We start from the raw sequence: 22,155 nt of genomic DNA, 5'->3' as shown, positions 1-22,155 counted from the left end.
GCAAGTGTAGTGGGGAAACGTGGAGTCGACGAGGAAGAGATAAAAATTTCGCCCATCCGTAGCAGATGGGCGAAGGGAGGGGAAACGGCGTTTAATCACACTGGACTTTAATAGCCAGCCCGCCGCGCGACGTTTCACGGTATTTGGCGTTCATGTCTTTTCCGGTCTCGTACATCGTTTCGATGACTTTATCCAACGAGACGCGCGGCGCGCTGGTTCGACGCATGGCCATACGCGCAGCGTTAATCGCTTTAACCGAAGCAATGGCGTTACGCTCGATACACGGCACCTGCACCTGACCGGCAACCGGGTCGCAGGTCAGCCCCAGGTTATGCTCCATGCCGATTTCAGCGGCAACGCAAACCTGTTCCGGGCTGGCGCCCAACAGTTCAGCAAGGCCTGCCGCCGCCATCGAACAGGCGACCCCGACTTCGCCCTGACAGCCGACTTCCGCGCCGGAAATAGACGCGTTCATCTTATACAGCGCGCCAATAGCGCCTGCCGCCAGGAAGTAGCGGGTGTAAATATCCGGGCTGACAGACTCAATAAAATGGTCGTAGTAAGCCAGTACCGCAGGCACGATGCCGCACGCGCCGTTGGTTGGCGCCGTCACGACGCGACCACCTGCGGCGTTCTCTTCGTTCACCGCCAGAGCAAACATGTTCACCCAGTCAATGACGTTCATCGGATCGCTGGAAAGCTTATCGCTGGAAACCAGCATACGACGCAGCGCAGAGGCGCGACGCGGTACGCGCAGCGGCCCCGGCAGCACGCCTTCGGTATTCATACCACGATCAATACAGGCCTGCATGGTCTGCCAGACGTGACCGAAATACTCTTCAATCTCTTTCTTGCTATGCAGCGCCAGTTCGTTTTGCATCACCATGCCGGAGAGTGAAAGGCCGGTACTGTTGCAATACTCCAGCATTTCTTTCGCCGATTTAAACGGATAAGGTACAGTAACCTCATTCGTCGCTTCCTGGCCGAAATGCTCTTCATCAACGATAAAGCCGCCGCCGATGGAATAGTACGTCTTGCTATAAATGACCGTGTCGTCATGCCAGGCGTGGATCTGCATCCCGTTTTCATGCAGCGGCAAATTGCCGTTGTGAAAACGCATTCCGTCATCTTTCGGGAAGTCGACTTCGTGACGTCCCTGGGCCAGTAACAGACGCTCGCGCGTTTCGACGTCGCGAATAAAACCGGGGATACTATCAATATCCACGGTAGCGGGTTCATTACCCGCCAGACCCATAATAATGGCGATATCGGTATGGTGACCTTTCCCCGTCAGCGACAGCGAGCCGTAGACATCGACAGCGACGCGGGTAACGTTATCCAGTAATCCTTTTTCGACCAGGTCATCGACGAACTGTTTACCGGCCTTCATCGGGCCAACAGTGTGGGAAGAGGAGGGACCAATCCCTACCTTAAACATGTCGAATAGGCTAATCACGATAATACTCCTGACAGGGCAACCGGGGCTTCCGGTTACGATGTTATAACTGCGCATAGTGTAAGAGGGAACGCTGGCATCAGCTTAACTATTCACATGAATTAAACTAATGAATAACCGCGTTTTTACTAATATTGCGACAGTAATCTCAAGTCGTGTCTTGCGCGCGTAAAGTTAAGTATATACACGTTGCCCTTCAGGCTGCCTCTTTGGGGGAGGCGATTGTTACCGCCTTGAGGCAACGTGAATGGCGTTGTGTACAGTCAGGGCTTTACGCCGATTTGCAGCGCCAGCTCACGAAGAATGTTTGCGGTCATGCCCCAGACGAAATAATGCTCATACCAGGAGAGCCATACGCGGTGCGAATTGCCGCGACGGTAAACATCAAGCGGATGATATCGACCCAGTTGCAACGCTTGCGCCAGCGGCATTTCAAACACCGCAGACACTTCGTCTTCACTGGCGCGCCAGGGGAGATTTGGCGGAATAATGCCGACCACCGGGGTGACCTGAAAACCGGTCACGCTGTCTACCGGCGGTAAAACGCCAATCACTTCCACGGCTTGCGGCGGGATGGCGACTTCCTCCTGCGCTTCGCGAAGCGCTGCGGCGATAAGCGAAGCATCGGTACTGTCCACGGCCCCGCCGGGAAAGGCGACCTGTCCGGCGTGTTTGCGCAAATGAATAGCCCGCTGGGTCAACAGCAGCCCCGGCTGGGGGCGGCGAACCACAGGGATCAGTACGGCGGCCTGACGTTGATTTAACGTTTCATGAGTCATCTGCGGGCGCAAAAGCTGAAAGCGCGATAAGAAATGATCGAGCGTCAGACGGCTGGTATCCACGTATTAGTTCTCCAGTGGGTGCAGGATACGATTAACTTTATCAAAAGTTTCCTGATATTCCGCTTCTTCGTTGCTATCGGCCACGATACCGCCGCCGGCTGAGCAATAGAGTTGGCCCTGCGTTGCCGTGACGGTGCGGATAGTAATACTGGTATCCATCTTGCCGCAGAAACTCAGATAACCGATGCTACCGCACCAGGCGTTGCGTCGCTGCGGCTCCAGTTCGTCGATAATTTCCATTGCCCGCACTTTAGGCGCGCCGGTAATGGAGCCGCCGGGGAAAGCCGCGCGCAGCAGATCGGTGGCATGAAGCGAGTCCGGTAAACGGGCAGTAATGGTGCTAACCAGATGGTGAACGGCAGGAAATGGTTCGACGACGAACAGTTCCGGCACTTTCACCGAACCCGGTACGGCGACCCGGCCAATATCGTTACGCATCAAATCGACAATCATCAAATTTTCAGCGCGATCTTTCATTGAGTTGGCCAGTTTCTGCGCCTGCTGACGATCCGCCTGCGGATCGTTAAGCCGTGGAAGCGTACCTTTGATCGGGCGCGTCTGGATATGACCATTCTCCAGTTGGATAAAACGCTCGGGAGAAAGGCTCAATATGGCGCCGTCATGTAAACGAAGAAAGGCGCTGAACGGGGCGCGATTTGCGCGGTTAAGGCGTTCGAAAGCCTGCCACTCATCACCCTCGTAGCTCGCCTGAAAACGCTGGGAAAGATTGACCTGATAGCAGTCCCCGCTGTGCAGCCAGGCCTGCACCTGACGAAACTTCTCGCCATACTCGCAACGCGTCATATTGGATTGCCAGGCCGAGGTAAGCCTGAAGGGCGTTCGGGTTGGCGCGCGCTGGCTGGTGAGCCAGCGATATCGGGCGTCTGCATCGTGATAGCTTATCAGCGACACCACCTGTTTTTGGTGATCGACAATCAGCGCCCAGTCGTAAAGGCCAATCGCCATATCGGGTAAAGCGATATCGCGCGCGGCAGTATCGGGCAGAATTTCGAAACGCCGCCCTAAATCATAACCAAACAGACCCAGCGCGCCGCCCTGAAAGGGTAAGTCAGGGTCAGGCTGAGGATGAAAAGGCAGCGCCTCCAGTTGAGTCTGCAAAACGTGTAACGGATCGTCGAGAGTGACGGTAGTCGTGCGCGCAGTACATACCGTGGTTTCCTGCGCGCGCGTGGTCAGCGTGGTGACAGGATCGGCGACCAGAATATCAAAACGGTTATAGGGATGAATAGCATCACCTGAATGCAGCAGCATCGCCCAGGGCAAATGATTTACGGGCGCAAAATAGTGTTCAGCGGCGTCCGGACGCCAGGGTAAGGTGATAACAGTGGGAGATAACGTCTTCATCATTCCTGACTCGTTACAACACTACTGGCTTACCGCCGGGTAGCGTGAAATAATTAGCGCTAACAATTTAGCAGGAGTTAATCATGTTTGCAGGTTTACCTTCACTCAGTCATGAACAACAGCAAAAAGCCGTAGAACGTATCCAGGAATTGATGTCGCAAGGTATGAGCAGCGGAGAAGCGATTGCCCAGGTGGCGGGCGAACTTCGCGCCAACCATACCGGCGAACGGATAGTGGCGCGTTTTGAGGATGAAGACGAATAACCGGCTTATACCGCCGCGACAATCTTAATCTCAACTTTATATTTCGGATTCATTAACCCGGCCTGTACGGTACAGCGTACCGGCGCATGGCCTGCGACGACCCACGCATCCCACGCCTTATTCATGGCGGCAAAATCCGCTTTATCGCTCAGGAAAATAGTGGCATCCAGAATACGTGACTTACTGGAGCCCTGTTTTTCCAGCACCGCATCAATTTGCGCCAGAGTATTCGCCGTTTGCTCAAAAGCATCGGCGTCCAGGTTTTCCGGCACGCCGGTATACCACAGCGTATTATTGTAGATCACCACGTCTGACCAACGATCTTCGGCATCAATACGCACGATAGACATCACTTATTCCTCATTTGCTTTCCATTTGAATGGCTCAAGACTGCCACAATGTGGCGCCGCCGTCACCTCTGTAACTGGCGTAAGCCTTTCTACCCTGACATAATCCCTGTGTAAATTAACAGGGGGCAGTGTGACGGACGATTTTGCAGCAGATGGCCAACTGGCCAAAGCGATAACCGGCTTTAAACCGCGCGAACCACAGCGACAAATGGCGGTTGCCGTAACACAAGCGATTGAAAATGCGCAGCCTCTGGTTGTTGAAGCCGGCACCGGAACCGGGAAGACCTATGCTTACCTCGCTCCGGCGTTGCGCGCCGGGAAAAAAGTCATTATTTCGACCGGGTCGAAAGCGTTGCAGGATCAACTCTACAGCCGCGATCTGCCGACGGTAGCAAAAGCGTTGGCGTTTACCGGTAAGACGGCCCTGTTGAAAGGACGTTCAAACTACCTCTGCCTGGAGCGTCTGGAACAACAAGCGCTGGCGGGCGGCGATTTACCGGTACAAACGTTAAGCGACGTGATATTGCTGCGCTCCTGGTCAAATCAGACGCGGGATGGCGATATCAGCACCTGCGTCAGCGTGGCGGAGGATTCCCAGGCCTGGCCGCTGGTCACCAGTACCAACGACAACTGCCTTGGCAGCGATTGCCCGCTCTACAAAGAGTGCTTTGTGGTGAAAGCGCGTAAAAAGGCGATGGACGCGGATGTGGTGATTGTAAACCACCACCTTTTTCTTGCGGATATGGTGGTTAAAGAGAGCGGGTTTGGCGAACTTATCCCTCAGGCTGAAGTAATGATCTTCGATGAAGCCCACCAACTGCCTGACATCGCCAGCCAGTATTTCGGACAATCGCTCTCCAGCCGTCAGTTGCTGGATTTAGCAAAAGACATCACCATCGCCTACCGGACGGAACTGAAAGACACTCAACAGTTGCAAAAATGCGCCGATCGCCTTGCCCAGAGCGCCCAGGATTTTCGTCTGCAACTGGGGGAGCCCGGCTATCGGGGAAATTTGCGTGAACTGTTAGCCGACTCGCGTATCCAACGGGCATTTTTACTGCTGGATGATACGCTGGAGCTTTGTTATGACGTGGCGAAACTGTCGCTGGGCCGTTCGGCGCTGCTGGATGCGGCTTTTGAACGCGCCACGCTATACCGTTCACGGCTGAAACGCTTAAAAGAGATCAATCAGCCGGGATACAGCTACTGGTATGAGTGCACCTCGCGCCATTTCACCCTGGCGCTGACGCCGCTCACCGTGGCGGACAAATTCAAAGAAGTGATGGAACAGAAACCCGGTAGCTGGATTTTTACCTCGGCCACGTTGTCGGTAAATGATGATCTTCACCACTTTACCGCCCGTCTGGGAATTGAGCAGGCAGAATCCATGCTACTGCCCAGCCCATTCGACTATACGCGCCAGGCGTTACTCTGCGTACCGCGTAACCTACCGCAAACCAACCAGCCCGGCGCGGCGCGACAGTTGGCGGCTATGCTCAGGCCGATTATCGAAGCCAATAACGGGCGATGTTTTATGCTGTGCACCTCACACGCCATGATGCGCGATTTGGCGGAGCAGTTTCGCGCCACCATGACGCTGCCGGTATTGTTGCAAGGGGAAACCAGTAAAGGCCAACTGTTACAGCAATTTGTTAGCGCCGGCAACGCGCTGCTCGTCGCCACCAGCAGCTTCTGGGAAGGGGTGGACGTGCGCGGCGATACGTTATCGTTGGTGATTATCGACAAATTGCCGTTTACCTCCCCGGACGACCCGCTGTTAAAAGCGCGAATGGAAGACTGTCGTTTGCGCGGCGGCGATCCGTTTGATGAGGTTCAACTGCCCGACGCGGTGATTACACTGAAGCAGGGGGTGGGGCGGCTGATTCGCGATGCGGACGATCGCGGGGTGTTAGTGATTTGTGATAACCGGCTGGTGATGCGGCCCTATGGCGCCACGTTTCTCGCCAGCCTGCCTCCTGCGCCGCGCACGCGTGATATCGCCCGTGCCGTTCGCTTTCTTGCGATTCCATCCGCCGAGTAATTTGTTACGGAGTATGGTAAGATGCGCGCTATTTTATTGATCTAAGCACGAAACCTCATGCGAATTCTGGCTATCGATACCGCCACAGAGGCCTGTTCTGTCGCCCTGTGGAACAACGGTACTATCAATGCTCACTTTGAGCTTTGTCCACGAGAACACACTCAACGTATCCTGCCCATGGTGCAGGAGATTCTGGCCGCCAGCGGCGTCTCGCTCAATGAGATAGATGCGCTGGCGTTTGGGCGCGGTCCGGGCAGCTTTACCGGCGTGCGTATCGGCATTGGGATTGCGCAAGGGCTGGCGTTAGGGGCAAATCTGCCGATGATCGGTGTTTCGACGCTTGCCACGATGGCGCAGGGCGCGTGGCGTAAAACCGGCGCGACCCGCGTACTCGCCGCGATTGACGCGCGGATGGGCGAAGTGTACTGGGCGGAATACCAGCGTGATGCGCAGGGCGTCTGGCAGGGCGAAGAGACGGAAGCGGTGCTGAAACCGGAACGGGTCGGCGAGCGGTTGAAACAGCTTTCCGGCGAGTGGGCGACGGTAGGAACGGGTTGGTCCGCGTGGCCCGATCTGGCGAAGGAGTGCGGCCTGACGCTTCATGATGGGGAGGTGTCGCTCCCGGCAGCGGAAGATATGTTGCCCATCGCCAGTCAAAAGCTGGCGGCAGGAGAGACCGTTGCCGTGGAACATGCCGAGCCGGTTTATTTGCGTAACGAAGTGGCGTGGAAGAAACTTCCCGGCAAAGAATGACTCTCACTACTATTACCCCCCATACTTTATGCTGTGGGGTGGAATAGAGGTCGAGAAAAAGGAGTCGCATCATGGCGGTTCAAAAACGGTTAATAAAAGGGGCGCTGGCGTGCGCTTTTGCGCTTATGCTGAGCGGTTGCGTGACTATCCCGGATGCCATTAAAGGTTCGAGTCCGACGCCGCAGCAGGATTTGGTGCGGGTGATGAATGCGCCACAACTCTATATCGGGCAAGAGGCGCGTTTCGGCGGCAAAGTTGTGGCGGTACAAAATCAGCAGGGAAAAACCCGGCTTGAAATCGCGACCGTACCGCTCGACAGCGGCGCGCGTCCTGTTCTGGGCGAAGCCTCGCGCGGCAGAATTTTTGCCGATGTGAACGGTTTTCTGGACCCGGTGGACTTCCGTGGCCAGTTAGTTACCGTTGTCGGCCCGATAACCGGCACGGTTGACGGTAAAATCGGCAATACGCCGTATAAATTTATGCTGATGCAGGCTACCGGCTATAAACGCTGGCATCTTGTTCAGCAGGTCGTCATGCCTCCACAGCCGATCGATCCGTGGTTTTACGGCGGACGCGCTTGGCCTTATGGCTATGGCGGTTGGGGGTGGTATAACCCTGGACCCGCAGAGGTTCAGACGATAGTAACAGAGTAACTCTTTGTTTTATCAATAAAAGAAACAGCGGCTGGTCCGCTGTTTCTGCATTCATAGAGACATAATAAAAATAAATAGTGACGCGCTTCGCAACCTTTCAGTTGCGTAATTAATAAACTGGTACGCTGAGTTAATATAATGTTAACGACTTGTTTATTAACTGGGGTTGTGATGACGACGAACACTCATTTTAGAGGTGATGCATTGAAGAAGGTTTGGCTTAACCGTTATCCTGCTGATGTTCCGGCGGAGATCAACCCTGACCGTTATCAATCCCTGGTTGAACTGTTTGAACATGCGGCGACGCGCTATGCCGATCAGCCTGCGTTCGTCAATATGGGGGAGGTAATGACCTTCCGTAAATTAGAAGAACGTAGTCGGGCATTTGCGGCTTATTTACAACAAGGGCTGGGACTCAAAAAAGGCGACCGTGTGGCGCTGATGATGCCAAACCTGTTGCAGTATCCCGTCGCGCTATTTGGTATTTTACGCGCCGGCATGATTGTGGTGAACGTTAACCCGCTGTACACGCCGCGCGAACTTGAGCATCAGCTTAACGATAGCGGCGCGGCGGCAATCATTATTGTTTCTAACTTTGCCCATACGCTGGAAAAAGTGGTCGAGAAAACGTCGGTACAGCACGTTATTCTGACGCGGATGGGCGACCAGCTTTCTACCGCCAAAGGTACGGTTGTTAACTTTGTCGTGAAATACATCAAGCGTCTGGTGCCAAAATACCACTTGCCAGATGCGATCTCGTTTCGCAGCGCGCTACAGCATGGCTACCGTATGCAGTATGTCAAACCCGAGGTTGTCGCTGAAGATCTGGCTTTCCTGCAATATACCGGCGGTACGACGGGCGTGGCGAAAGGCGCGATGTTGACCCACCGCAATATGCTGGCGAATTTGGAGCAGGTGAAAGCGACCTATGGGCCGCTGCTGCACCCGGGGAAAGAGCTGGTAGTGACCGCGCTGCCGCTGTATCACATTTTTGCCTTAACCATGAACTGTCTGCTTTTTATCGAGCTGGGTGGGCAAAACCTGCTGATTACCAATCCGCGTGATATCCCCGGTCTGGTCAAGGAGCTGGCGAAATATCCATTTACGGCGATGACTGGCGTTAATACGCTATTCAACGCCCTGCTCAATAATAAAGAGTTTCAACAGCTGGATTTTTCTTCGCTGCATCTGTCAGCCGGCGGCGGGATGCCGGTGCAAAACGTCGTTGCGGAACGTTGGGTAAAGCTGACCGGGCAATACCTGCTGGAAGGCTACGGGCTGACCGAGTGCGCCCCGCTGGTGAGCGTCAACCCGCATGATATTGATTATCACAGCGGCAGTATCGGCCTGCCAGTACCGTCAACAGAAGCCAAACTGGTGGATGACGATGACAACGAAGTCGCGCCGGGTGAGGCCGGAGAGCTTTGCGTGAAAGGCCCGCAGGTTATGCTGGGATACTGGCAGCGTCCTGACGCGACGGATGAAATCATTAAAGATGGCTGGCTGCATACGGGCGATATTGCGGTTATGGATGAAGACGGCTTTCTGCGGATTGTCGATCGTAAGAAAGATATGATTCTGGTTTCTGGTTTCAACGTTTATCCAAACGAAATTGAAGATGTGGTGATGCAGCATTCTGGCGTGCAGGAAGTCGCGGCGGTTGGCGTGCCTTCCGGTAGTAGCGGCGAAGCGGTGAAGCTTTTTGTGGTTAAGAAAGATCCGGCATTGACTGACGATGCGTTGATCACCTTCTGCCGTCGCCATCTGACCGGATATAAGGTGCCCAAACAGGTAGAGTTTCGCGAGGAATTACCAAAATCTAACGTTGGGAAAATTTTACGACGAGAACTGCGTGACGAAGCCCGTGGCAAAGTAGACAATAAAGCCTGAGCGTTAAGTCAGCTAACGAGAGACGCCGGTTAAGCCGGCGTTTTTTTTGGCGCGAACCAAAGAGAACACGATTTGAATTACCAAATGATTGAAACGGACGATGCGCTGGCGAGCCTGTGTGAGGCTGTCCGCGCATGTCCGGCTATTGCTTTAGATACGGAATTTGTCCGTACCCGCACCTATTACCCGCAGTTAGGATTGATCCAGTTATTTGACGGGGCAAATGTCGCCCTGATCGATCCGCTCGGCATCAGTGACTGGTCGCCGTTAAAAGCGGTGTTGCGCGATACGGGAATCACCAAATTTCTGCACGCGGGTAGCGAAGATCTGGAAGTATTTCTTAATGCGTTTGGCGAACTGCCGGAACCTCTGATTGATACGCAAATTCTGGCGGCGTTTTGCGGGCGTCCGCTGTCGTGGGGTTTTGCGTCGATGGTAGAAGAGTATACGGGCGTGGCGCTGGACAAAAGCGAGTCTCGTACCGACTGGTTAGCCCGGCCTTTAAGCGAACGTCAGTGTGAATACGCGGCGGCGGATGTCTGGTATCTGTTACCGATCGCCAAAAAGCTGATGATTGAAACTGAAGCCGCAGGATGGCTGCCTGCCGCGCTTGATGAATGCCGATTGATGCAGCAGCGTCGTCAGGAGATTCAGGCGCCGGAAGAAGCATGGCGGGATATCACCAATGCCTGGCAACTGCGTACTCGCCAGTTAGCCTGTCTGCAACTTTTAGCTGACTGGCGGCTACGTAAGGCGCGTGAGCGCGATATGGCGGTGAACTTTGTTGTGCGTGAAGAAAACCTGTGGGCGGTCGCGCGTTATATGCCGGGCAGTCTCGGTGAGCTGGATAGCCTGGGGCTTTCCGGCAGCGAGATTCGTTTTCACGGCAAGACGTTGATATCGCTGGTGGCGAAAGCACAGGCGCTACCGGAAGAGGCATTGCCGGAACCCCTGTTGAATCTGATGGACATGCCGGGCTATCGCAAAGCGTTTAAGGCCATCAAAGCGCTGGTGGCGGAGGTGAGCGCGTCGCATCACGTCAGCGGCGAGCTACTGGCATCGCGTCGGCAGATTAATCAGTTGCTTAACTGGCACTGGAAATTAAAACCGCAAAATGGGCAACCGGAATTGATTTCCGGCTGGCGCGCCGAACTGATGGCGGAGAAGTTAACTCTTCTGTTGCAGGAGTATCCGCGTTAACGACGGTAATTGCCGGGAATACGGCCAGTGAAATAAATGTCCGTATTCGGAATAATGTAAAAAAATAAAAAAGGCAGATTCTTCTGCCTTTTTTAATCCAGGAATTTTCCCATAAAAGAGCTTATTTTGACTCTTCGGCTTCCGGCAGCGTTACGTTAAGTTCAAGGATGGAGATATCACCATCTTTTTGCTCAAGCTGGACGGTAACCATTTCCGGATCGATTTGTACGTATTTACAAATGACCTCAAGAATATCTTTACGTAACTGCGGTAAATAATGCGGTTCGGCATCGCTACGGCGACGTTCCGCGACAATGATTTGCAACCGCTCTTTTGCAATATTAGCGGTACTCTTTTTCCGCGAGAGAAAAAAATCCAGTAATGCCATAATTTATCCTCCGAACAGGCGTTTGAGGAAACCTTTCTTCTCTTCTTCAATGAAGCGGAAAGGACGTTCTTCTCCCAACAGACGATCTACGGTATCTGCATAGGCTTTACCCGCATCCGCAGTGGCGTCAAGAATCACCGGTTCGCCCTGGTTCGATGCGCGCAGTACGGATTGATCTTCCGGGATCACACCGACGAGTTTAATACGCAGAATCTCCAGTACATCTTCCATGCTGAGCATGTCGCCTTTATTGACGCGGCCTGGATTGTAGCGCGTCAACAGGAGATGTTCTTTAATCGGTTCTTCGCCATTTTCTGCGCGACGAGATTTCGATGCCAGAATACCCAGAATACGGTCCGAGTCACGGACAGAAGAGACTTCCGGGTTAGTCGTGATGATCGCTTCATCGGCAAAATAGAGCGCCATCAGCGCCCCGGTTTCGATACCCGCCGGCGAGTCGCAAACAATGAACTCAAAGTCCATCGCTTTCAGTGAGTCCAGTACCTTAGCGACGCCTTCACGCGTCAGCGCGTCTTTATCCCGGGTCTGCGACGCCGGAAGAATGAAGAGATTTTCAGTACGCTTATCTTTGATCAGCGCCTGATTCAGTGTCGCATCGCCCTGAATGACGTTTACAAAATCGTAAACGACACGACGTTCGCAACCCATAATCAGATCGAGGTTACGCAGTCCGATATCAAAATCAATGACGACAGTTTTCTTTCCCTTCTGGGCCAAACCTGTAGCGATGGCCGCGCTGGAGGTGGTCTTGCCAACGCCCCCTTTACCCGAAGTAACAACAATAATGCGTGCCATAAAAATTCCTTGTTAAAAAGGGATCAATTCAACGGTTGAACTGTCAAAGCGTTGTCTGCTAAACGCAGGCGCGCCGCTTTGCCATAAAATTCTGCCGGGATTTTATCACTCAGCCAGTAAACACCTGCGATAGAGACCAGTTCTGCCGTCAGATGGGTACAAAAAATTTGCGCTTCCCGATCGCCGCTCGCTCCTGCCAGCGCGCGACCTCTCATCATGCCATAGACATGGATATTGCCGTCAGCGATAAGCTCTGCGCCAGCGCTGACGTGACTTGTAACAATCAGATCACATTGTGGAGCATAAATGCGCTGACCGGAACGAACCGGAACATCAATTAATCGCGTTTTTGTGATGGGATTAGCGTTTTGCGGCGGCTCGCTGGGCGTTGCCGGCTCAACGGGCGCAGGCCGAACCGCTTTCTCTTTACCTTCAGTCAGTAAAGGAAGACCCATCCGATCGATTTCTACTTTCAGGCTGGCGTCTTTACAGCCGCTCACGCCGATAATGCGTAAGCCGGTTGAGGTCACGATCTTATGCAGTTCCGGCCAGTTTACCGGTCTTTCAAGACCGCTAACGTTAATAACGACAGGGGCGTGTTTTAAAAACGCAGGAGCCTGCGCTATTTTGTCTTCTAACGCCTGACGAATAACCTCTGGTTCCGCTTCATGCAAATGAACCACTGATAAGGTGAAGCTACTGCCTTTAAGCTCGATTGGCGTGTTTGACATCCTGGCCTTACTCAATTTGCTATTTATCATCTCCGATACGGAGTGATATTCCGAAGTCCAGAAGGCATGTTATAGTCAGTATTATATTGAGGCAAGTCACCATCCCGTTAATTCAGAGTAAAAGTATGTTTTGTGTGATCTATAGAAGTAGCAAGCGCGATCAAACCTATTTGTATGTCGAAAAAAAAGACGATTTTTCGCGGGTGCCTGAAGCGTTGATGAAAGGATTCGGTCAGCCGCAGTTAGCGATGATGCTGCCGCTTGATGGACGTAAAAAATTAGTCAATGCCGAGCTCGAAAAAGTAAAACAGGCGTTAAGCGAGCAGGGCTATTATTTACAATTGCCGCCGCCGCCGGAAGATTTGCTGAAACAACATCTTTCTTCGGTGGGACAAAATACGTCGCCCGCTGACCGTTAAACGGTATTCGGTGCCGCGCCTGAATTCCATCATGATCTTAGGGGAAAATATGTATCAACATCGTAACTGGCAAGGCGCCTTGCTTGATTACCCGGTAAGTAAAGTGGTCTGCGTGGGCAGTAATTACGCAAATCACATCAAGGAGATGGGCAGCGCGACGCCGGAAGAACCCGTGCTTTTTATCAAGCCGGAAACCGCATTGTGTGATATTCGCCAGCCGCTGGCGATTCCGGCGGATATGGGCGCTGTTCATCATGAAGTTGAGCTTGCCGTGCTGATTGGCGCAACGCTCCGCCAGGCGACCGAAGATCATGTACGTAAAGCGATAGCCGGTTATGGCGTGGCGCTTGATTTAACCCTGCGCGATATTCAAGGGAAAATGAAAAAGGCCGGACAGCCCTGGGAAAAAGCCAAAGGTTTTGATAACGCATGTCCGATTTCAGGCTTCATCCCTGTCGCGGCCTTCTGCGGCGATCCGCAAAATACGGTTATCGGACTTAACGTTAATGGCGAGGTTCGCCAGCAAGGGTCGACCGCGGATATGATTCATCCTATTGTGCCTCTTATCGCCTATATGAGCCGCTATTTTACGCTCAAAGCCGGGGACGTGGTGCTAACCGGCACGCCGGCAGGCGTGGGGCCATTATTAAGCGGCGATGAGCTGGACATTCGTTTTAATGGCGAAACGTTGTCTACCCGCGTTCTGTAAAATCTGCTTGCCGCCTTCAGCGGTGGTAAAACTTGCATCTGCAGGCCAGACTGGTTATAAGGTGCAGCTTTAGTGCAATGGCGGATACTTTAATGAGCGATACACCTTTCTGGCAACGTAAAACCCTGGATGAAATGACCGATGCCGAGTGGGAGTCGCTGTGCGATGGCTGCGGTCAATGCTGCCTGCATAAGCTGATGGATGAAGATACAGATGAAATCTACTTCACCAACGTGGCGTGCAGGCAATTAAATATTAAAACGTGCCAGTGCCGTCATTATGAGCGCCGTTTTGAATTTGAACCCGACTGTATCAAACTCACTCGCGAAAACTTGCCAGACTTTGAATGGTTGCCGATGACCTGCGCCTACCGTTTGTTGGCGGAAGGTAAGCCCTTGCCGACGTGGCATCCGCTGCTGACTGGATCGAAAGCTGCTATGCATGGCGAGCGAATTTCTGTCCGTCATATCGCGGTTAAAGAATCTGAAGTACGGGACTGGCAGGATCATATTTTAAATAAACCGTCGTGGGCAGAATAAGTCTTCGGCAAAACGGCTGATTGTTTACAATTCTTTAATTTACGCCGGGCGGCCCCTGAAACCAGGAATTGCGTGCAAATTCCGTCACCTGGCGTTATCACTGCCTTCTATTCTTCCCTGACGCGCCTTGTCGCTGCGCTCGCGCACGTATGGCGGCGACTCTATACTTTCAAAGCAGTATATCGCTGCCTATCCTGAGGAGTTACCCCATGAATAACCAACCGTTGCGCGTTTCAAAGGATCAGCCCAGGAAGCCTGATAAGACACCCGAAGACGAAGGAAAAAATCCAAAGAAAAACCAAAAGTAGTGCTGTAGGGTATCTTTAATAACTATGGTTCGTTGGAGGCTTTATGTCTGAACGTCCTGATTTAGTCGATCCATTACCAGAGGATGAGCCGCTTCCTGGTGAAAATATTCCGGATACGCCAGAGGGAGACGATCCTCTCGACCCGGATACCCAGAATGAGGTTGAAGATCCTCGTAGATAGCGTCTTGTGCTATTAACCAACCGCCTGATACACTGTCTGTGCCAGGCGGTTTTTTACATCTTCTAAAGCGAAACATCCTGATAATCCTCAGAAAGATAGCCTATAATTTTTTGTACGTTAAAATAGTAGCGCGTCCATGACGACACTGTCTTATTGCGCTTAGCCGTTTGCGAGTTCAAAGGAGGAAATCAATGAACAGCGAAGAGTTGACACATAAAGCAGAAGAGGAAATCGCGGCACTCATTAGCAAAAAGGTCGCCGAACTACGGAAGAAAACCGGGCAAGAGGTTTCCGAAATAGAGTTCGCGCCGCGAGAAACGATGAAAGGGCTTGAGGGATACCACGTTAAAATTAAACTACTCTAGCGTTTAATTAGCGCCATTAATCACCTGGCTACTGGGCGGGACGCCGCCCAGTGGTGACTGGTTTACCGATGTCAGGCTTTTTTCTGTTGATACATTTCCTCGCCCTGATGGTCTTCCTCTACCCAAAAATGAATGTTGAACCGCGCATCATCGCTCAGCTCTACCCGATGCCAGTATTGCGGCGGACTGGTGGCGAATTGCCCGGCATTAATCACCACTTTCACTTCTGGTTCTGTCGCGGTTTCATTCGCAAAGCCATAGTAGGTCACGGTGCCTTCCATCACGCAGAGTTGTCCGAAAACGCCTGCCGCTGTGTTGTGATGAGAGAGCAGTGCCGCCGGAACATTCTCTTTGGTGAAAAAGGGGGTAGAGCGTTTAACTTTCCAGTTTGCCGGGATGCGTAAGTGGGACATAAGACATCTCCCTGATGTGGTGATTAAAAGATGTATTTAATATACACCTTTTAATCACTGGCAAACAACGCTTCGGGCAAAAAAAACGCTCCCGAAGGAGCGTGTGTATCAACGACCGAACAGGTCGCGTTTTTTAGGCTTAAATGCCTGGGCTATGACGACGGCTATCGCCACCACAAGGTAAGCGGCAAAGATCCCCAACAGCCATTGCGGCATCTCCAGCGTTAAAAACGACCACTGGCGTTCGGCGCAATCACCGGATGCCACAAACACCTGTGGCAGCCATTTACCCAACGGCAACCAGTCTGGAAAGCGCGCCATAAAGTCACAGGTCATGAACGGCGAGGGATGCAACTGAATCATCGTATGTTCATACGCCAGTTGTAGACCCCGCCAGGCGCTGTAAATCCAGATAACCATTGCCACGTATCGCAGCGGCGTTTTCGGCGCTATTGCGCCGACCAGACCCGCGCCCATCACGCCAAACAGGGCGCAACGTTCGTAAATACATAGCACGCAAGGTTTAAGTAACATGATGTGCTGGAACCACAGCGCCACCATTTCCAGCGCCAGGGCGGTAAACGCCATCAGTAACCATGCGCCCCGACCCCGTGAGCACTGGTTTAAAAATCGCAACATAATAATTTCCCTGCAACATGCGTAGAGACCGCAGTGTAAACCAATTCAATTCGTGCGCCACTAGCGGGAAATGAAATAATGTGTAATTGGATAATTATCAGGCAAAAATCGGAGCCGGGCGGTGTATTGCCCGGCCAAACGTTACGAAAGCGTTGCTAACCATCCTGCCTGAGTCATCCATTCGGTGGCCGGCGCAAGAGTGAATTCGACGCACAGTAGCCCTATCAGGGTCAGTACGATAGTGTACGGTAACGCCATCCAGACCATACGGCCATAGGAGAGACGGATTAACGGCGCCAGCGCGGAGGTCAGCAGGAATAAGAATGCCGCCTGACCATTTGGCGTCGCTACCGATGGCAGGTTAGTACCGGTATTGATGGCCACGGCTAGCAGCTCAAACTGTTTTAAGCTGATTGCGCCGTTTTCCATTGCCGCCTTCGCTTCGTTGATATAAATGGTGCCGACAAAGACGTTATCTGAGATGGAAGACAACAGGCCGTTAAAGAGATAGAACAGCGTTAGCTGCGCGTGTTCAGAGGCTTGCAAGACGAACTGAATAATCGGCGCGAAAAGATGTTGATCGATAATAACCGCCACAATGGAGAAGAAAACGGTTAACAGCGCAGTAAACGGCAGCGACTCGGTAAACGCTTTGCCGATGGCGTGTTCATCGGTTACACCCGTTAACGCGGTGGCCAGAATAATGACCGACAGACCAATCAGTCCCACCTCCGCGAGATGGAGGGCGAGGGCGGTAACCAGCCAGACGCCAATAACCGCCTGGACTATTAGTTTAATTTTATCCTGGCGGGTGCGCTTCTTACGGCTTTGATCGTCGAATTGCTGTAAAACATCGCGGACTTTTTCGGGCAACGTTTCGCCATAGCCAAACCAGCGCATTTTCTCGACCAGCATACAGGTTAACAGTCCACATACCAGTACCGGGACGGTGACAGGCGACATCCGCAAAAAGAAGTCGCCGAAATGCCAGCCAGCCGCTTTAGCGATGATCAGGTTTTGCGGCTCCCCGACCATGGTCATGACACCGCCCAGCGCCGTCCCCACGCCTGCATGCATCATCAGGCTACGTAAGAATCCGCGGAATTGCTCCAGCACCGTTTTGTAATGCGGATCGATATGGCTGTCGTCCAGCATATCGTTCTCTTCGCCGCGCGATGAGGCCACACGATGGTAAATCCCGTAAAAACCGACGGCGACGCTGATCACCACCGCAACGACGGTAAGCGCGTCAAGGAAAGCCGACAAGAATGCGGCGGCGACGCAAAAGGCCAGCGACAGAACCATCTTCGAGCGGATACTGAGTAACAGACGGGTAAAAATAAACAGCAATAACTGCTTCATAAAGTAGATGCCTGCCACCATAAACATCAGCAGCAGCAAGACTTCCAGGTTGGCGGCAACCTCTTCACGTACATGGGCGGCGCTGGTCATACCGATGATAACGGCTTCAATGGCCAGTAACCCGCCGGGCAGCAGGGGGTAACACTTTAACGCCATCGCCAGAGTGAAGATAAACTCTGCCACCAGCAGCCAACCGGCAACAAAGGGATTAGCTAAGAAAATGAATGGGTTAACAATTAAAAAGACAAGTAGTGCCAGTTTGTACCAGTCGGGCGACTGGCCTAAAAAGTTGCGCCACATGGCGCGACCCCATGAGATCTCCATGAAATGTTTCCTTACCTAGAAAAATGAAATAGCGTTTTTATGTTTAAACACAGAGAGTAGCGAGCGCGACGAATGCAAGCAAGTCCTTAACGATATTGGCAGGCGATATCAGAAATGGTGCCTTGATCCCCTTTTTCTTCATTGCGTCCGCTATCAGGTGTTACGCCCGTCTGGTATGATGAGTGCAACTATGTTTTGCTGTGTAATGGAAATCTCACTATGGTCATTAAGGCGCAGAGCCCGGCGGGTTTCGCGGAAGAGTATATTATTGAAAGTATCTGGAATAACCGCTTTCCTCCTGGCACGATCTTACCGGCAGAACGAGAACTCTCCGAACTGATCGGCGTGACGCGCACGACATTACGCGAGGTGTTACAGCGGCTGGCGCGAGATGGCTGGCTGACCATTCAGCATGGCAAACCGACAAAGGTTAATAATTTTTGGGAAACGTCAGGGCTGAATATCCTTGAAACGCTGGCCCGCCTTGATCATGAAAGCGTTCCGCAACTGATCGACAATTTGTTGTCGGTGCGTACCAATATTTCTACTATCTTTATTCGTACCGCGTTGCGTCAACACCCGGATAAGGCGCAGGAAGTGCTGGCCACTGCCCACGAAGTGGCCGACCATGCCGATGCATTCGCCGATCTGGACTATAACATCTTTCGTGGTCTGGCATTCGCCTCCGGCAATCCTATTTACGGCTTGATCCTGAACGGCATGAAAGGGTTATACACCCGCATTGGTCGCCACTATTTCGCCAATCCGGAAGCGCGCAGTCTGGCACTGGGTTTCTATCATAAATTATCGTCGTTATGCGAGCAGGGCGCGCACGACCAGGTGTATGAAACGGTGCGACGTTACGGGCATGACAGCGGCGAGATTTGGCATCGGATGCAGAAAAATCTGCCCGGCGATTTAGCGATTCAGGGACGATAATCCCGCGATGCCCGGTAAGCGCAAACACTACCGGGCAGCATCTCGATTACAGCATGTTCATGCGCGGCGGACAACGCTCCAGCAGTTCTACGCTGCCATCCTCATTTTGTTGCTCCAGCATCACATCAAAGCCCCATAACCGATGCACATGTTTCAGCACCTCTTTGCGGCCTTTATCCAGCGGTGCGCGGTTATGCGGGATATAACGCAACGTCAGCGATCTGTCGCCGCGTAAATCCACATTCCAGACCTGAATATTCGGCTCCAGGTTGCTCAGGTTATACTGTGACGACAGTTTTGATCGAATCTCCCGATAACCTTCTTCGTTATGAATGGCGGAGATCTCCAGATAATTATGCCTGTCATCATCAAGTACCGTGAAGAAACGGAAATCACGCATCACTTTTGGCGACAGGAACTGACTGATAAAGCTTTCATCTTTAAAATCGCGCATGGCGAAGTGCAGCGTTTCCAGCCAGTCGGAACCGGCAATATCCGGAAACCAGTATTTATCTTCATCCGTGGGCGACTGACAAATACGTTTGATATCCTGGAACATGGCAAAGCCGAGCGCATAGGGGTTAATTCCGCTATACCAGGGGCTATTATAGGGCGGCTGAAATACGACATTGGTATGGCTGTGTAAAAACTCCAGCATAAAGCGTTCCGTCACTTTGCCTTCATCATACAGATGGTTCAGGATGGTGTAGTGCCAGAAGGTCGCCCAGCCCTCGTTCATGACCTGCGTCTGTTTCTGCGGATAAAAATACTGGCTGACTTTACGCACGATGCGCAGAATTTCGCGCTGCCACGGCTCGAGCAATGGGGCGTTTTTCTCCATAAAATAGAGCAGGTTTTCCTGCGGTTCAGCGGGAAAGCGGCGTGCTTCGGCGACAGTTTTTTCTTCCTCGCGTTTTGGCAGCGTGCGCCACAGCATATTCACCTGGCTTTGTAGATACTCTTCCCGGCTTTTTTGTCGCGCTTTCTCTTCCTGCAACGAGATTTTCTGCGGGCGCTTATAGCGATCGACGCCGTAATTCATCAGCGCGTGGCAGGAGTCGAGCAGTTTTTCTACTTCATCCACTCCGTAGCGTTCTTCACAGCGGGTAATGTAATTCCGGGCGAAAATCAGGTAATCGACGATAGAACTGGCATCCGTCCAGCTCCGGAAGAGATAATTATTTTTAAAAAAGGAGTTGTGGCCGTAACAGGCGTGCGCCATGACCAGCGCCTGCATGGTGATGGTGTTTTCTTCCATCAGGTAGGCAATGCAGGGATTAGAGTTGATCACAATTTCATAAGCCAGTCCTTGTTGACCATGCTTATACAGACGTTCCGTCTCAATGAACTTTTTGCCAAACGACCAGTGCGGATAGTTGATCGGCATCCCGACGCTGGAGTAGGCGTCCATCATCTGTTCGGAAGTGATGACTTCAATTTGGTGCGGGTAAGTATCCAGTTGGTAGAGCTTCGCCACGCGGTCTATCTCTGCCAGATAGACATCCAGCAGATCAAATGTCCAGTCGGGTCCATCGCTCAAACGTGTGGTGTCCTTGTTCATGGAATCAATCATTGCCATTCGCGCACCCTCATTGTTGGCGACGCTCTCTGTATGGAGCGCCTCCTTTCAAGCATAGAACACCATGTTAAAAAACGACTTGATCGTGAAAACTTTTCTTTGCGGTTTCCTCCACATTGAACGGCAAAAAATCGGGTATTGGCATCATTTTATGCTGTATAGCCATGCCGCGTAGCAGGAGATCCCAAACCAGTGGGATCGCTTGTCTTTAGGGTATATGTGAAGCACGTCACCATAAAAAAGTCATATGTTGAATAATATTTTCATCTGGGTTATCAAGATGTAATCAGAAGATTGTTCTTTTACTATTAACGGAGTGGCTATGCGAGTTGTCATCCTGGGGAGTGGCGTAGTTGGCGTGACCAGCGCCTGGTACTTAAGTCAGGCGGGGCATGATGTCACCGTCATCGATCGCGAATCCGGCCCGGCGCAAGAAACCAGCGCGGCGAATGCCGGACAAATTTCACCGGGATATGCGGCGCCCTGGGCGGCCCCTGGCGTACCGCTGAAGGCGATAAAATGGATGTTCCAGCGCCATGCGCCGCTGGCGGTGCGTCTGGATGGCACCCCATTTCAACTGAAGTGGATGTGGCAAATGCTGCGTAACTGCGATACCCGGCATTATATGGAAAATAAAGGCCGCATGGTGCGCCTGGCGGAATATAGTCGCGACTGTCTGAAAACGCTACGCGCCGCGACCGGTATCGAATATGAAGGCCGCCAGGGGGGAACGCTACAACTCTTCCGCACCGCGCAACAGTATGAGAACGCCACCCGTGATATCGCCGTGCTGGAAGATGCCGGGGTGCCGTATCAGCTCCTGGAATCCAGCCGACTGGCGGAAGTTGAACCCGCTCTGGCTGAGGTTGCGCATAAATTAACCGGCGGACTGCGCTTACCGAATGATGAAACCGGGGACTGTCAGCTCTTTACCCAGCGTCTGGCGCGCATGGCGGAGCAGGCGGGCGTAACCTTTCGCTTTAATACTCCCGTGGAAAAATTACTGTACGAAAATGATCAGATTTACGGCGTGAAATGCGCCGATGAGATCATTAAAGCAGATGCGTATGTTATGGCGTTTGGATCGTATTCGACGGCGATGCTTAAAGGCATTGTTGATATCCCGGTGTATCCGCTGAAAGGCTATTCATTAACCATCCCAATCGTCGAGCCAGACGGCGCGCCGGTATCGACGATTCTTGATGAAACCTACAAAATCGCTATTACGCGTTTTGATAAGCGTATTCGCGTGGGGGGAATGGCGGAAATCGTGGGCTTTAATACCGACTTACTGCAACCGCGCCGCGAGACGCTGGAGATGGTTGTGCGCGATCTCTTTCCGCGCGGCGGTCATATTGAGCAGGCCACATTCTGGACCGGCCTGCGCCCCATGACGCCGGACGGCACGCCGGTAGTAGGACGCACCCGTTATAAAAATCTGTGGCTTAATACTGGACACGGCACCTTAGGCTGGACGATGGCCTGCGGTTCAGGCCAGTTGTTAAGCGATATCTTGTCGGGTCGCACGCCAGCGATACCCTACGACGATCTGAGCGTGGCGCGATACCGTTCCGATTTTACGCCCACCCCCCCGCAACGTTTGCATAGCGCGCATAACTGATAAAGGAAG

The 22,155-nt window shown here is 52.6% G+C and carries 24 protein-coding genes; 13 read left to right on the top strand and 11 right to left on the bottom strand.

The genetic code is table 11. From position 1 onward, the window contains the following. Nucleotides 1–91: 91 nt before the first annotated feature. The 3 genes from sdaA to pabB all read right to left on the bottom strand — a co-directional run bounded on the left by sdaA (nt 92) and on the right by pabB (nt 3,666). Nucleotides 92–1,456, bottom strand: coding sequence for an L-serine ammonia-lyase (gene sdaA, locus ACLJTG_RS03565; RefSeq protein ID WP_000624277.1), 1,365 nt, complete (start codon nt 1,454–1,456; stop codon nt 92–94). Between the two features lie 263 nt (nt 1,457–1,719). After that, complete coding sequence (locus ACLJTG_RS03560) at nt 1,720–2,298, bottom strand: CoA pyrophosphatase (protein ID WP_000381544.1); 579 nt, start codon at nt 2,296–2,298, stop codon at nt 1,720–1,722. A gap of 3 nt (nt 2,299–2,301) precedes the next feature. Beyond that, nucleotides 2,302–3,666, bottom strand: coding sequence for an aminodeoxychorismate synthase component 1 (gene pabB / locus ACLJTG_RS03555; RefSeq protein WP_000978464.1), 1,365 nt, complete (start codon nt 3,664–3,666; stop codon nt 2,302–2,304). Nucleotides 3,667–3,746: 80 nt separating this feature from the next. On the opposite strand from pabB, the gene ACLJTG_RS03550 reads away from it, so the two are divergent. Continuing rightward, nucleotides 3,747–3,926: a YoaH family protein gene (locus tag ACLJTG_RS03550; protein ID WP_000457328.1), complete on the top strand. Its 180-nt coding sequence runs from the start codon at nt 3,747–3,749 to the stop codon at nt 3,924–3,926. 5 nt (nt 3,927–3,931) lie between these two features. Here the strand turns inward: ACLJTG_RS03550 and ACLJTG_RS03545 are convergent, their stop codons facing one another. Next, complete coding sequence (locus tag ACLJTG_RS03545) at nt 3,932–4,276, bottom strand: RidA family protein (protein ID WP_000029550.1); 345 nt, start codon at nt 4,274–4,276, stop codon at nt 3,932–3,934. A 130-nt stretch (nt 4,277–4,406) separates the two neighbouring features. On the opposite strand from ACLJTG_RS03545, the gene ACLJTG_RS03540 reads away from it, so the two are divergent. The 5 genes from ACLJTG_RS03540 (at nt 4,407) to rnd (ending at nt 10,813) form a co-directional block, all read left to right on the top strand. Next, on the top strand, nt 4,407–6,317 hold the full coding sequence (locus ACLJTG_RS03540) for an ATP-dependent DNA helicase (protein ID WP_000128807.1): 1,911 nt from the start codon (nt 4,407–4,409) through the stop codon (nt 6,315–6,317). A gap of 57 nt (nt 6,318–6,374) precedes the next feature. Next, complete coding sequence (tsaB, locus tag ACLJTG_RS03535) at nt 6,375–7,070, top strand: tRNA (adenosine(37)-N6)-threonylcarbamoyltransferase complex dimerization subunit type 1 TsaB (protein ID WP_001221017.1); 696 nt, start codon at nt 6,375–6,377, stop codon at nt 7,068–7,070. Nucleotides 7,071–7,141: 71 nt separating this feature from the next. Continuing rightward, entirely contained in the window at nt 7,142–7,723 is a 582-nt protein-coding gene (locus ACLJTG_RS03530) for a Slp family lipoprotein (protein WP_000290594.1), read from the top strand. Nucleotides 7,724–7,927: 204 nt separating this feature from the next. Continuing rightward, nucleotides 7,928–9,613, top strand: coding sequence for a long-chain-fatty-acid--CoA ligase FadD (fadD, locus tag ACLJTG_RS03525; protein ID WP_000758418.1), 1,686 nt, complete (start codon nt 7,928–7,930; stop codon nt 9,611–9,613). Between the two features lie 72 nt (nt 9,614–9,685). Then, nucleotides 9,686–10,813, top strand: coding sequence for a ribonuclease D (gene rnd / locus ACLJTG_RS03520; RefSeq protein WP_001109128.1), 1,128 nt, complete (start codon nt 9,686–9,688; stop codon nt 10,811–10,813). A gap of 121 nt (nt 10,814–10,934) precedes the next feature. Here rnd and minE read toward each other — a convergent pair whose 3' ends face one another. The 3 genes from minE to minC are packed head-to-tail and all read right to left on the bottom strand — an operon-like array spanning nt 10,935 to nt 12,748. Further along, nucleotides 10,935–11,201, bottom strand: coding sequence for a cell division topological specificity factor MinE (gene minE / locus ACLJTG_RS03515; RefSeq protein ID WP_001185666.1), 267 nt, complete (start codon nt 11,199–11,201; stop codon nt 10,935–10,937). Between the two features lie 3 nt (nt 11,202–11,204). Beyond that, nucleotides 11,205–12,017, bottom strand: a complete 813-nt coding sequence (gene minD, locus ACLJTG_RS03510; protein ID WP_000101047.1) for a septum site-determining protein MinD — start codon at nt 12,015–12,017, stop codon at nt 11,205–11,207. 23 nt (nt 12,018–12,040) lie between these two features. Beyond that, nucleotides 12,041–12,748, bottom strand: a complete 708-nt coding sequence (gene minC / locus ACLJTG_RS03505; protein WP_021000409.1) for a septum site-determining protein MinC — start codon at nt 12,746–12,748, stop codon at nt 12,041–12,043. 125 nt (nt 12,749–12,873) lie between these two features. On the opposite strand from minC, the gene ACLJTG_RS03500 reads away from it, so the two are divergent. From ACLJTG_RS03500 to ACLJTG_RS03480, 5 genes are all read left to right on the top strand, one after another. Beyond that, nucleotides 12,874–13,167 (top strand): YcgL domain-containing protein, encoded by a 294-nt coding sequence (locus ACLJTG_RS03500; protein WP_001525604.1) that lies wholly within the window; start codon nt 12,874–12,876, stop codon nt 13,165–13,167. Nucleotides 13,168–13,216: 49 nt separating this feature from the next. After that, a complete protein-coding gene (locus ACLJTG_RS03495; protein ID WP_001519895.1) occupies nt 13,217–13,876 on the top strand; it encodes a fumarylacetoacetate hydrolase family protein in 660 nt (219 codons plus the stop codon). 92 nt (nt 13,877–13,968) lie between these two features. Beyond that, entirely contained in the window at nt 13,969–14,415 is a 447-nt protein-coding gene (locus ACLJTG_RS03490) for a YcgN family cysteine cluster protein (protein ID WP_001285703.1), read from the top strand. A 351-nt stretch (nt 14,416–14,766) separates the two neighbouring features. Beyond that, nucleotides 14,767–14,904 carry a hypothetical protein gene (locus ACLJTG_RS03485; RefSeq protein ID WP_001519337.1) on the top strand — a complete coding sequence of 46 codons (138 nt, stop codon included), beginning with the start codon at nt 14,767–14,769 and terminating at the stop codon, nt 14,902–14,904. 191 nt (nt 14,905–15,095) lie between these two features. After that, nucleotides 15,096–15,269 (top strand): GnsA/GnsB family addiction module toxin, encoded by a 174-nt coding sequence (locus ACLJTG_RS03480; RefSeq protein WP_001083582.1) that lies wholly within the window; start codon nt 15,096–15,098, stop codon nt 15,267–15,269. Nucleotides 15,270–15,340: 71 nt separating this feature from the next. Here ACLJTG_RS03480 and ACLJTG_RS03475 read toward each other — a convergent pair whose 3' ends face one another. The 3 genes from ACLJTG_RS03475 to nhaB form a co-directional block, all read right to left on the bottom strand. Further along, nucleotides 15,341–15,682 (bottom strand): DUF1971 domain-containing protein, encoded by a 342-nt coding sequence (locus tag ACLJTG_RS03475; protein ID WP_000018967.1) that lies wholly within the window; start codon nt 15,680–15,682, stop codon nt 15,341–15,343. Between the two features lie 108 nt (nt 15,683–15,790). Further along, nucleotides 15,791–16,321, bottom strand: a complete 531-nt coding sequence (dsbB, locus tag ACLJTG_RS03470) for a disulfide bond formation protein DsbB (protein WP_410958890.1) — start codon at nt 16,319–16,321, stop codon at nt 15,791–15,793. A 141-nt stretch (nt 16,322–16,462) separates the two neighbouring features. Further along, nucleotides 16,463–18,007 (bottom strand): Na(+)/H(+) antiporter NhaB, encoded by a 1,545-nt coding sequence (gene nhaB, locus ACLJTG_RS03465; RefSeq protein WP_000406446.1) that lies wholly within the window; start codon nt 18,005–18,007, stop codon nt 16,463–16,465. Between the two features lie 219 nt (nt 18,008–18,226). Here nhaB and fadR point away from each other — a divergent pair, with 219 nt between their 5' ends. After that, complete coding sequence (fadR, locus tag ACLJTG_RS03460; protein ID WP_000234826.1) at nt 18,227–18,946, top strand: fatty acid metabolism transcriptional regulator FadR; 720 nt, start codon at nt 18,227–18,229, stop codon at nt 18,944–18,946. Nucleotides 18,947–18,992: 46 nt separating this feature from the next. Here the strand turns inward: fadR and ACLJTG_RS03455 are convergent, their stop codons facing one another. Then, a complete protein-coding gene (locus ACLJTG_RS03455; RefSeq protein WP_001240762.1) occupies nt 18,993–20,525 on the bottom strand; it encodes a SpoVR family protein in 1,533 nt (510 codons plus the stop codon). A 322-nt stretch (nt 20,526–20,847) separates the two neighbouring features. Here ACLJTG_RS03455 and ACLJTG_RS03450 point away from each other — a divergent pair, with 322 nt between their 5' ends. After that, nucleotides 20,848–22,146 carry a D-amino acid dehydrogenase gene (locus tag ACLJTG_RS03450; protein WP_001266937.1) on the top strand — a complete coding sequence of 433 codons (1,299 nt, stop codon included), beginning with the start codon at nt 20,848–20,850 and terminating at the stop codon, nt 22,144–22,146. Nucleotides 22,147–22,155 lie beyond the last annotated feature (9 nt).

Origin of the sequence: Salmonella sp. SAL00672, from assembly GCF_046552175.1 — a bacterium.
GTDB classification, from domain to species: Bacteria; Pseudomonadota; Gammaproteobacteria; order Enterobacterales; family Enterobacteriaceae; genus Salmonella; species Salmonella enterica.
Note: the sequence above shows the minus strand (reverse complement) of the source record. Positions and strands in the feature narration are given on the sequence as shown.